Source organism: Georgenia sp. H159 (assembly GCF_035607575.1).
In the GTDB taxonomy this organism is placed as follows: Bacteria; Actinomycetota; Actinomycetes; order Actinomycetales; family Actinomycetaceae; genus Oceanitalea.
The window spans coordinates 117,031-128,366 of record NZ_JAYDZY010000013.1 but is presented as its reverse complement, the minus strand read 5'-3'; the positions used below and the strand labels follow the sequence as shown (position 1 = coordinate 128,366).

9 protein-coding genes are annotated in these 11,336 nt (G+C 72.7%); all 9 read left to right on the top strand.

Translation table 11 applies throughout. The annotated features are described in order from the left end of the window. Positions 1-2,133, top strand: a 2,133-nt coding sequence (gene infB, locus VR894_RS16440) for a translation initiation factor IF-2 (RefSeq protein ID WP_324653260.1), incomplete at its 5' end; no start/stop codon positions are given. Positions 2,134-2,206: 73 nt separating this feature from the next. Continuing rightward, entirely contained in the window at positions 2,207-2,674 is a 468-nt protein-coding gene (gene rbfA, locus VR894_RS16435) for a 30S ribosome-binding factor RbfA (RefSeq protein WP_324653258.1), read from the top strand. Between the two features lie 3 nt (positions 2,675-2,677). Next, positions 2,678-3,448: a sulfite exporter TauE/SafE family protein gene (locus VR894_RS16430; RefSeq protein WP_324653256.1), complete on the top strand. Its 771-nt coding sequence runs from the start codon at positions 2,678-2,680 to the stop codon at positions 3,446-3,448. Positions 3,449-3,518: 70 nt separating this feature from the next. Further along, complete coding sequence (gene truB, locus VR894_RS16425; protein ID WP_324653255.1) at positions 3,519-4,457, top strand: tRNA pseudouridine(55) synthase TruB; 939 nt, start codon at positions 3,519-3,521, stop codon at positions 4,455-4,457. A gap of 89 nt (positions 4,458-4,546) precedes the next feature. Continuing rightward, positions 4,547-6,019: a NupC/NupG family nucleoside CNT transporter gene (locus VR894_RS16420; RefSeq protein ID WP_324653254.1), complete on the top strand. Its 1,473-nt coding sequence runs from the start codon at positions 4,547-4,549 to the stop codon at positions 6,017-6,019. 59 nt (positions 6,020-6,078) lie between these two features. Continuing rightward, entirely contained in the window at positions 6,079-7,023 is a 945-nt protein-coding gene (locus tag VR894_RS16415; protein ID WP_324653252.1) for a bifunctional riboflavin kinase/FAD synthetase, read from the top strand. A 96-nt stretch (positions 7,024-7,119) separates the two neighbouring features. Next, the gene (gene rpsO / locus VR894_RS16410) at positions 7,120-7,389 is read left to right on the top strand and encodes a 30S ribosomal protein S15 (RefSeq protein ID WP_324653251.1); all 270 of its coding nucleotides are present in this window, start codon (positions 7,120-7,122) and stop codon (positions 7,387-7,389) included. Between the two features lie 213 nt (positions 7,390-7,602). Continuing rightward, positions 7,603-9,951 (top strand): polyribonucleotide nucleotidyltransferase, encoded by a 2,349-nt coding sequence (locus VR894_RS16405; RefSeq protein ID WP_324653250.1) that lies wholly within the window; start codon positions 7,603-7,605, stop codon positions 9,949-9,951. Beyond that, entirely contained in the window at positions 9,944-11,317 is a 1,374-nt protein-coding gene (locus VR894_RS16400) for a pitrilysin family protein (protein WP_324653249.1), read from the top strand. Before VR894_RS16405 ends, VR894_RS16400 begins: the two co-directional genes overlap by 8 nt. The last annotated feature ends 19 nt before the right edge of the window (positions 11,318-11,336 follow it).

Below are 11,336 nucleotides of genomic sequence, written 5' to 3'. Positions count from 1 at the left end.
GGCCCGCGTCCGACCCCGGGCAACATGCCCGGCCGCAGCTCGGTCGGCGTGCCCGGCGCACCCGCACGTGGTGGTGGCGGCGGTGGCCGCGGCCGCCCCGGTGGCGGCAGCGGTGGTCCCGGCGGCGGTCCCGGTGGCGGCCCCGGCGGTCGTCCCGGCGGCTTCGCCGGACGCGGTGGCCGCGGCGGTCGCGGCGGCACGCAGGGCGCCTTCGGTCGTCCCGGCGGCCGACCGGTCCGCGGACGGAAGTCCAAGCGCGCGAAGCGTCAGGAGTTCGAGCAGCAGGGCGCCCCGAGCCTCGGCGGCGTCCAGGTCCCTCGCGGCGACGGCACCACCGAGGTGCAGATCCGCGCCGGGGCGAGCCTCGCCGACTTCGCGGACAAGATCGACGCCAACCCCGCAGCGCTGGTGACGGTGCTCTTCCACCTCGGCGAGATGGCCACGGCCACCCAGTCGCTGGACGAGGACACCTTCCAGGCGCTGGGTGCTGAGCTCGGCTACCTCATCAAGATCGTCTCGCCCGAGGACGAGGACCGTGAGCTCCTCGAGGGCTTCGACATCGACCTCGACGCCGAGCTGGCCGGTGAGTCCGACGAGGACCTCATGCCGCGCCCGCCGGTCGTCACCGTCATGGGGCACGTCGACCACGGAAAGACCAAGCTCCTGGACGCGATCCGCCGGACGGACGTCGTCGCGGGGGAGGCCGGTGGCATCACCCAGCACATCGGTGCCTACCAGGTCCGCACCGAGCACGAGGAGCAGGACCGCGCGCTCACCTTCATCGACACCCCCGGTCACGAGGCGTTCACCGCCATGCGTGCCCGTGGTGCCGACGTCACGGACATCGCGATCCTCGTGGTCGCCGCCGATGACGGCGTCATGCCGCAGACGGTCGAGGCGCTCAACCACGCCCAGTCGGCCGGCGTGCCGATCGTCGTGGCGGTCAACAAGGTGGACAAGGAGGGGGCCAACCCCGCCAAGATCCGCCAGCAGCTGACCGAGTACAACCTCGTGGCCGAGGAGTATGGGGGCGACACCATGTTCGTCGACGTCTCCGCGCTCCAGCGGATGGGCATCGACGAGCTTCTCGAGGCCGTCCTCCTCACCGCGGACGCCGCGCTCGACCTGCGCGCCAACCCGGACAAGGACGCGCGCGGTGTCGCCATCGAGGCGAACCTCGACAAGGGCCGCGGCACCGTCGCGACCGTCCTCGTGCAGTCCGGAACGCTGCACGTGGGGGACGCCATCGTCGCCGGCACCGCCCACGGGCGGGTCCGGGCGATGTTCGACGAGCACGGCGAGCCGGTCCAGGAGGCCGGCCCCGCCAGGCCTGTGCAGGTGCTCGGGCTGACCTCCGTGCCGCGAGCAGGTGACACCTTCCTCGTGGCCGGCGACGACCGGACCGCACGGCAGATCGCCGACAAGCGGGCCGCCGCCGAGCGCGCCGCGACGCTGGCCAAGCGCCGCAAGCGGGTCTCGCTGGAGGACTTCACCGAGGCGCTGCAGCAGGGTCGCGTCGAGACGCTCAACCTGGTCCTCAAGGGCGACGTCTCCGGTGCCGTCGAGGCGCTGGAGGACTCGCTCCTCAAGATCGAGGTCGGCGACGAGGTCGCGCTGCGGATCATCCACCGCGGCGTGGGTGCGATCACCCAGAACGACGTCAACCTCGCCACGGTCGACAACGCCATCATCATCGGCTTCAACGTGCGGCCCGCCGAGCGGGTCAACGAGCTGGCCGACCGTGAGGGCGTCGACATCCGCTACTACTCGGTCATCTACCAGGCGATCGACGACGTCGAGCAGGCCCTCAAGGGCATGCTCAAGCCGGAGTACGAGGAGGCCCAGCTGGGCACCGCGGAGGTCCGCCAGGTCTTCCGCTCCTCCAAGGTCGGCAACATCGCGGGTTCGATCGTGCGGTCGGGCATCATGCGGCGCAACGCCAAGGCCCGCGTGCTGCGGGACGGCGTGGTCGTCGGCGACAACCTCACGGTCGAGTCGCTGCGGCGCGAGAAGGACGACGTCACCGAGGTCCGCGAGGGCTTCGAGTGCGGTGTCAGCCTCGGGTCGTTCAACGACATCACCGAGGGCGACGTCATCGAGACGTTCGAGATGCGCGAGAAGCCGCGTAAGTAGAGGGCTGCAGCCCAGCGACGTGGCGCGCACCGACCGGTGCGCGCCACGTCGCGTCCCACGACAGGAGAGAACCATGGCCGACACCCCGCGGATGCGTCGCGTGAGTGACCGCATCAAGCAGATCGTGGCCGCGATGCTCGAGTCCCGGATCAAGGACCCGCGCCTCGGCTTCGTCACCGTGACCGAGGTCCGCGTCACCGGCGACCTGCAGCACGCCACCGTCTACTACACGGTGCTGGGTGACGAGCAGGAGCAGCGTGACAGCGCCGCCGCCCTCGCCTCGGCGCGTGGGCACATCCGCTCCGAGGTCGGCAAGCAGCTCGGGCTGCGGCTCACCCCCACCCTGGAGTTCACCGCCGACGTCGTGCCGGAGACCGCCGCGGACCTCGAGCGCGCACTGCGTGAGGCCGCCGAGCGGGACGCCGAGCTCGCCCGCCTCGCGGCCGGTGCCACGCCCGCGGGTGACCCCGACCCCTACCGTCCGGCGCGCGGCGCGGACCAGGACGCGGACCAGGACGCCGACGACGCCCCGGGCAGCTGAGGCGTGAGCATCCCGCGTCTGGCTGCCGCCGGCGTCGCCGTCGGCCTGCTGTCCGGCCTCCTCGGGATCGGCGGGGGCGTGGTGCTCGTCCCGATCCTCGTGCTGCTCATGGCGATGGCGCAGAAGAACGCCCAGGCGACCTCGCTGGCAGCCATCACGCTGACGGCGCTGGCCGGTGCCATCACCTACGGGATCGCCGGGGACGTCGTGCTCGTCCCGGCGGCCGTCGTCGCGGGAGCCGGCATGGTCGGGACGGTGCTGGGCGCCGAGCTCGTCCACCGGATGTCCGAGCGTGCGCTACGCGCGCTGTTCGCGGTGGTCATGGTCGCCGTCGCCCTCCGCATGGCCCTGGCGCCCGAGGTGGGCAGCGGCGCCGGGGAGCTCGCCCACCTCGACCCGCTCGTCCTGCTCGGCTACGTCGGCTCCGGCCTCCTCATGGGGCTGCTGTCGGCACTCATCGGCATCGGCGGCGGGATCGTCATGGTCCCGCTCCTCGTCATCGGCTTCGGCTTCACCCCGCACGAGGCGCAGGGCACCTCGCTCGCCGCGATGGTGCCCATCTCCCTCATGGGCGCCTGGCGCCACGCCCGCCGCGGCTACACCGACTGGCGTGCCGGGCTCGTGCTGGGTGTCGGCGGTGTCGTGGGAGCGCCGCTGGGCGCCGCGGCCGCCCAGGTGATCTCCGAGGTCTGGCTGCAGCGGCTCTTCGCCGTCATGCTCGTCGTCTCGGCGGTCCAGCTCGTCCTCCGCGCCCGGCGCCGGCCCACCCGCTGAGGCGCCGACAGCCGGATCGTCTGCACGGGGCGCACACCGCCGCCCGGCGGCACGCTGCTAGCGTCGCTGCGTGACCGAACGCCGTGCGCCCTCCGGATCGACCGACCCCGTCGACGGGCTCCTCGTCGTCGACAAGCCCGCCGGGTGGACGAGCCACGACGTCGTCGGGAGGGTCCGCCGGCTGGCCGGCACGCGCAAGGTCGGGCACGCGGGAACGCTGGACCCGATGGCCACCGGGGTGCTCGTCCTCGGCCTCAACCGTGCGACGCGGCTGCTCACCTACCTCGTGGGCGCCGACAAGGAGTACACCGCCACCGTCCGGCTCGGGCAGGGGACCGTCACCGACGACGCCGAGGGCGACGTCACCGACGCGCCCGGCGCCGCCTCGATCGACGCGGCTGCGCTCGAGACCGCCCTCGAGCGGCTGCGCGGGCCCATCGATCAGGTGCCCTGCTCGGTGAGTGCCATCAAGGTCGACGGACGGCGTTCCTACGCCCGTGTGCGCGGCGGTGAGCAGGTCGAGCTCGCGGCGCGGCCCGTGACCATCCACCGCTTCGACGTCCTCGCCCGCCGCACCACGACGGCGGACGACGGCACCGCCGTCACCGACCTCGACGTCGTCGTCGGCTGCTCCTCGGGCACCTACGTCCGGGCGCTGGCCCGCGACCTGGGCGGCGCGCTGGGCACCGCCGGCCACCTCACCGCGCTGCGGCGCACCCGTGTCGGCCCCTTCGACCTCACCGGCGCCGCCGACCTCACCGTGCTCGGTGCCGCCCACGAGGCGGGCCGGCCCGTGCCGCTGCTCTCGCTCACCGACGCCTCCCGGGCCGCCTTCCCCGTCCGTGAGCTGACCGAGCACGAGACGACGGCGGTGCGCTTCGGCCGGCGGCTGCCCGCCGGCGGGCGGGAGGGCCCGGTCGCGGTCACGGCACCCGACGGCCACGTCGTCGCCCTCGTCGAGGACCGCGGCGACCACGCGCGGCCGGTGCTCGTGCTCGACCCCGCCTGACGGCCCGGACCGGCGGGCTCCACGCGCACAACGACCGGCGGTGTGCGAACCTGCCATGACGGCACGGTCACGCGACGGAGGGAGACACCGTGCTCCAGGTGCTGTGGGGAGTCGGCGGGATGGTCCTGCTCCTGGGGATCGCATGGCTGCTGTCCGTCGACCGCAGACGGATCAGGCTGCGCACGGTCTCCCTCGCCCTCCTCCTCCAGGTGGCCTTCGGCATCGTCGTCCTCTACGTCCCGGCGGGGCAGCAGGCGCTGACGACGCTGACCAGGGGCGTCCAGGCCGTCATCGACTCCTCGGCCGCCGGCATCGACTTCCTGTTCGGCGCGATCCTCCCCGACGAGGGGACCGTGTTCGCCTTCCAGGTCCTGCCCGTCATCGTCTTCTTCGCCTCGCTCACCGCGGTGCTCTACTACGTGGGTCTCCTCCAGCTCGTCACGCGCTGGATCGGTGGGGCGCTCGCCGCGGTGCTGGGGACGGAGCGGGCGGAGTCGATGAACGCGGCGGCGAACATCTTCGTCGGCCAGACCGAGGCGCCCCTGGTCATCCGTCCCTACATCAAGGCGATGAGCCCGTCGGAGATCTTCGCCGTCATGGCGGGCGGGCTGACCACCGTGGCCGGCTCGGTCCTCGTGGGCTACTCGCTGCTCGGCGCCAACCTCGAGTACCTCATCGCCGCGAGCTTCATGGCGGCGCCCGCCGGGCTGCTCATGGCCAAGATCCTCGTCCCGGCCGGGGCACTCGCCGACATCGGGCCCAACGCCGAGCAGCGGGCCCCGCGCGAGGCCCCGGCAGCGCGTGAGGACGAGGCCACCGCGGGCACGGTGGACCGACCGTCCGGCGGCGGTGAGGACCGCCGGGGGGTGGGCGCCCGGCTGGCCGGCGCCTTCCGTCGAGGCTCGCGCCGCGGGGCGACGCACGAGGGCAAGGACGAGCTGGTCCGCCGGGCCCGGAGCCGCGACGTGCCCGTCGGCGGGGAACGGGGCATCGACGCCAAGGGGCAGGACGACCCGGGCGACACCCAGGACCCGGACGAGGAACCCCCGGCCAACGTCATCGACGCCGCCTCGCGCGGGGCCTCCGACGGTCTGCAGCTCGCGCTCAACGTCGGTGCGATGCTGCTGGCCTTCATCTCGCTCATCGCACTGGCGAACATCATCCTCGGGGCCGTCGGGGGACTCTTCGGCAACGCGGACCTCACCGTCGAGGAGATCCTCGGCTACGTCTTCGCGCCGGTCATGGCCGCGGTCGGCGTCCCGCTGCCCGAGGCCGTCGACGCCGGCAGCTACCTCGGGCAGAAGGTCATCCTCAACGAGTTCGTCGCCTTCTCCAGCTTCGGTCCCGAGGCCGCGGAGTTCAGCGACAAGGCCCAGGCCATCATCACCTTCGCGCTCACCGGTTTCGCGAACCTCGGCTCGCTGGCCATCCTCCTCGGCGGGCTCGGCGGCATCGCCCCCACCCAGCGCAGCGTCATCGCCAAGCTCGGGCTGCGTGCCGTGCTCGCCGGCACCCTGGGCAACCTCATGTCCGCCGCGATCGCGGGCATTCTCATCGGCTGAGCCGGGGTAGTGTCGGCTCCGGCCGCAGCGGCGGCAGGCGACGACGAAGGAGGACCCAGGTGCACGTGTGGCACGGCAGCGAGCAGATCCCCGACGATCTGACCGGCAGTGTCGTGACCATCGGCAACTTCGACGGCGTGCACCGCGGCCACCGGGCCGTGCTGGACGCCACGATCGCCCAGGCGCGTGCCCTGGGGGTTCCCGCCGTGGCCCTCACCTTCGACCCTCACCCGGCCCAGGTGCACCGGCCGGACACCGCGCCCCAGCTGATCACCGGCCTCACCGACAGGCTCGCCCTGCTCGCCGACGCCGGGGTCGACGCGGCGCTCGTGGTCCCGTACACGCTGGAGTTCGCCCGGGCGACGCCGGAGGAGTTCGTCGTGACGTACCTGCTCGGTGCGCTGCGTGCGCGGGCCGTCGTCGTCGGGCACGACACCCGCTTCGGCCGGGACAACTCCGGCGACCAGCACACCATGGTGACCCTGGGCCAGGAGCACGGGTTCGACGTCGAGATCGTCCGCGACGTCGGCGAGGACAGGAGGTGGTCCTCGAGCTGGGCCCGCGAGCTCATCGAGGCCGGTGACGTGGCCGCCGCCGCGACCGTCCTCGGGCGCCACCACCGGGTGCGTGGCGTGGTCGTGCACGGCAACGCCCGAGGCCGTGAGCTCGGGTTCCCGACGGCGAACCTCGCCGAGAGCGCGACCGGCACCATCCCCGCCGACGGCGTGTACGCCGGGTGGCTGCGCCGCCACGACGGCACGGGGGACCGGTTGCCCGCCGCGATCTCCATCGGCACCAACCCGACGTTCGACGGCACCGTGCGGCGCGTCGAGGCGCACGTCATCGGGCGGGACGACCTCGACCTCTACGGCGAGGAGGTCCTCGTCGAGTTCGTCACGCGGCTGCGGCCGACCCTGCGGTACGCCGGCATCGAGCCGCTCGTCGCGCAGATGCGTGAGGACGTCACCGACGCCCTCGGCGCCCTGGGGACGTCCCCGGTCTGATACGCTCGTCCCTGCCGTCAGATCGGCCGCGGATGCGTCATGCCCGGGTGGACATGCCCCGGTGCTCCGCGCAACGAGAACCCCCAAGGAGAACCCGTGCCCCTCGCTGCAGACGTCAAGCAGTCCATCATCGCCGAGTACGCCACCCGTGAGGGTGACACCGGTTCGCCGGAGGTCCAGGTCGCGCTGCTCACCCGGCGTATCAACGACCTCAACGAGCACCTCAAGGACCACAAGCACGACCACCACAGCCGCCGCGGCCTGCTGCTGCTGGTCGGCCAGCGCAGGAACCTTCTCGGTTACCTGCAGAAGGTCGACGTCGACCGGTACCGGAGCCTGATCGGGCGCCTCGGACTGCGTCGCTGACACTCGCGCCGGCTCGGACCCACGAGGGTCCGGGCCGGCCTTGCATGTCCGCCGGACACGGCGGGCACCAACTGAACATCACCACACCGCGCCGGCCGCATCGTGCCGGTCCTCGGTAGTGGCCCCCGGAAGACCGGTTCCCACCGGCGGTCCGTGGGCCTCGATCGAAGGCCGCCGAGCACCGAGCGCGGACGACCAGAAGGAGGGCGCCCCATGGAGGGACCCGAGATCACATCCGCCGAAGCCGTCATCGACAACGGCACGTTCGGCACCCGCACCATCCGTTTCGAGACGGGCCGCCTGGCCCGCCAGGCCGCCGGCTCCGCCGTCGCCTACCTCGACGAGGACACGATGCTCCTGTCGGCGACGACGTACGGCAAGCACCCGAAGGAGCACTTCGACTTCTTCCCGCTCACCGTCGACGTCGAGGAGCGCTCCTACGCCGCCGGCAAGATCCCCGGCTCGTTCTTCCGCCGCGAGGGCCGCCCCTCGACCGACGCGATCCTCGCCTGCCGGCTCATCGACCGCCCGCTGCGCCCGTCCTTCGCCAAGGGCCTGCGCAACGAGGTCCAGGTCGTCGAGACCGTCCTCGCCCTGCACCCGGACGACACCTACGACGTCCTGGCCATCAACGCCGCGTCGCTGTCGACCCAGATCTCCGGGCTGCCGTTCTCCGGCCCCATCGGCGCCACCCGCATCGCGCTCATCGACGGCCAGTGGGTCGCCTTCCCGCGCTACTCCGAGCTCGAGCGCGCCGTGTTCGCCATGGTCGTCGCCGGCCGTGTCGTCACCGGTGCCGACGGCACCGAGGACGTCGCGGTGATGATGGTCGAGGCCGAGGCCACCGACAACTCCTGGTCGCTCATCAAGGAGCAGGGCGCCACGGCACCCACCGAGGACGTCGTCGCCCAGGGCCTGGAGGCCGTCAAGCCCTTCCTGCTCGAGCTGTGCCGTGCCCAGCAGGAGGTCGCCTCGAAGGTCGCCAAGCCGACCACCGAGCTGCCGCGCTACCTCGACTACACCACCGAGGAGTACGAGGCGGTCGTCACGCACGCCGCCACGGACCTCAGCGCGGCCATCGCGATCGCCGGCAAGCAGGAGCGCGAGACGCGCCTGGACGAGGTGCGCGCCGCGACCCTCGAGGCCCTCGAGGGCCAGTTCCCGGACTCGGCGAAGAACCTGTCCGCCGCCTTCCGCGCCGCGACCAAGCACTTCGTGCGCCAGCGGGTGCTCAAGGACGGCGTGCGCATCGACGGCCGCGGGCTGCGCGACATCCGCACCCTGTCCGCCGAGGTCGACGTCCTCCCGCGGGTGCACGGCTCGGCGATCTTCGAGCGCGGCGAGACCCAGATCATGGGCGTCACCACGCTGAACATGCTGCGCATGGAGCAGCAGCTCGACACCCTCTCCCCGGTGACGCGCAAGCGCTACATGCACAACTACAACTTCCCGCCGTACTCGACCGGTGAGACGGGCCGGGTCGGCTCGCCCAAGCGCCGTGAGATCGGGCACGGCGCCCTCGCCGAGCGCGCCGTGCAGCCGGTGCTGCCCAGCCGCGAGGAGTTCCCCTACGCGATCCGGCAGGTCTCCGAGGCGCTCGGGTCCAACGGCTCGACGTCGATGGGCTCGGTCTGCGCGTCCACGCTCTCGCTGCTCAACGCCGGTGTGCCGCTGCGCGCGCCGGTCGCCGGCATCGCGATGGGCCTCATGTCCGACGAGGTCGACGGTGAGACCCGCTACGCGGCCCTCACCGACATCCTCGGTGCCGAGGACGCCTTCGGTGACATGGACTTCAAGGTCGCCGGGACGCGGGAGTTCATCACCGCGATCCAGCTCGACACCAAGCTCGACGGCCTGCCCGCCTCGGTGCTCACCGGTGCGCTGACCCAGGCCCGCGACGCCCGCCTGCACATCCTGGACGTCATGACCGAGGTCATCGACACCCCGGACGAGATGGCCCCGACCGCGCCGCGCGTCATCACGGTCAAGGTCCCGGTCGACAAGATCGGCGAGGTCATCGGCCCCAAGGGCAAGATGATCAACCAGATCCAGGAGGACACGGGCGCCGACATCTCCATCGAGGACGACGGCACCGTCTACATCGGCGCCACCGACGGGCCCTCGGCCGAGGCCGCCCGCCAGGCCGTCAACGCCATCGCCAACCCGCAGATGCCCGAGGTGGGCGAGCGCTTCGTGGGGACCGTCGTCAAGACGACGACCTTCGGTGCCTTCGTCTCCCTGTCCCCGGGCAAGGACGGCCTCCTCCACATCTCCCAGATCCGCCGGCTCGTCGGTGGCAAGCGCGTGGAGAACGTCGAGGACGTGCTCTCCGTGGGCCAGCAGGTCCAGGTCGAGCTCGCCGAGATCGACCCCCGCGGCAAGCTCTCGCTGCACGCCGTCGTCGACGACGAGGGCGAGGACGAGCAGGCAGAGGGTGGCGACGCCGTCGAGACGCGCACCGAGGAGAAGGGCGACGGCGGCGAGCGTCCCCGCCGCGAGGGCGGTCGGCGCCGTGAGCGCCGCACCCGCACCCGGGAGGACGGCGACACCGCCGGTGCCTGAGGCACTTCCGCTCGACCCCGCCGGCGCGGCGGGCACCGAGGTCCGGCTCGAGCAGGACGGCAGCGTCATCCGACGCTCCGTCCTGCCCGGCGGGATCCGGGTCCTCAGCGAGGCCATGCCCGCGCAGCACTCGGCGACGGTGGGCGCCTGGGTGGCCGTCGGCTCGCGTGACGAGACCGACGGCCACCACGGCTCCACCCACTTCCTGGAGCACCTGCTGTTCAAGGGCACGCCGCGCCGGGACGCGATGGACATCGCGACGGCGTTCGACGCCGTCGGCGGGGAGGCCAACGCGGCCACCGGCAAGGAGCACACCTGCTACTACGCGCGGGTGCTCGACGCCGACCTGCCGATGGCCGTGGACGTCATCACCGACATGGTCACCTCGGCGCTGCTCGACGCCGAGGAGTTCGAGACCGAGCGTGGCGTCATCCTCGAGGAGCTGGCGATGGCGGGCGACGACCCCGTCGACGTCGCCCACGAGCAGTTCGCCGCAGCCGTGCTCGGCCCGCACCCGCTGGGCCGCCCGATCGGCGGCACCCCCGCGACGATCCGCGGCGTCCCGCGTGAGGCGGTCGTCGAGCACTACCGCCGCACGTACGTGCCCGGCGAGCTCGTCGTCACCGCGGCCGGCGCCGTGGACCACGACGTCCTGTGCCGTCAGGTGCTCGACGCCGTCCGGGCCGGTGGCTGGGAGCTCGACCCGGCGGGCCGGCCCGCCGCCCGCCGGTCCGCCGGCGACGACGCCCTCCCGTCCGCCGGTCGCACCCTGACCCTGCGGCGCACGACCGAGCAGGCCAACGTCATCCTCGGCTGTCAGGGGCTGCCGGCCGGCGACGACCGCCGCTGGGCCCTGTCGGTGCTCATGACCGCCCTCGGCGGCGGCATGAGCTCGCGGCTGTTCCAGGAGATCCGCGAACGACGCGGACTGGCCTACTCCACCTACGCCTTCGCCACCTCCTACGCCGAGGCGGGCACCGTCGGGCTGTACGCCGGCTGCGCGCCGGAGAACGCAGCCCAGGTCGTCACCCTGCTCGGGCAGGAGCTGGACCGGATCGCCGAGCGGCCGATGCCGGCCGACGAGCTCGACCGCTCGATCGGGCAGCTGAGCGGCAACCTCGTGCTCGGCCTGGAGGACACCGGCTCACGGATGTCCCGCCTGGGCCGCGCCGAGATCGTCCACGGCGAGATCACCACGATCGAGGAGACCCTCGACCGCATCCGCGCGGTGACCGCCGCCGAGGTCCAGGAGCTCGCGGGCGAGCTCGCGGCCCGGCCGCGCTCGCTCGTCGTCGTCGGCCCCTTCGAGCACGACCTCGCGGGTGAGGTCCTCGCCGACGCCGAGCCGGTCACCACGGCGCCGTAGGGCGGGACTTCAGTACCCT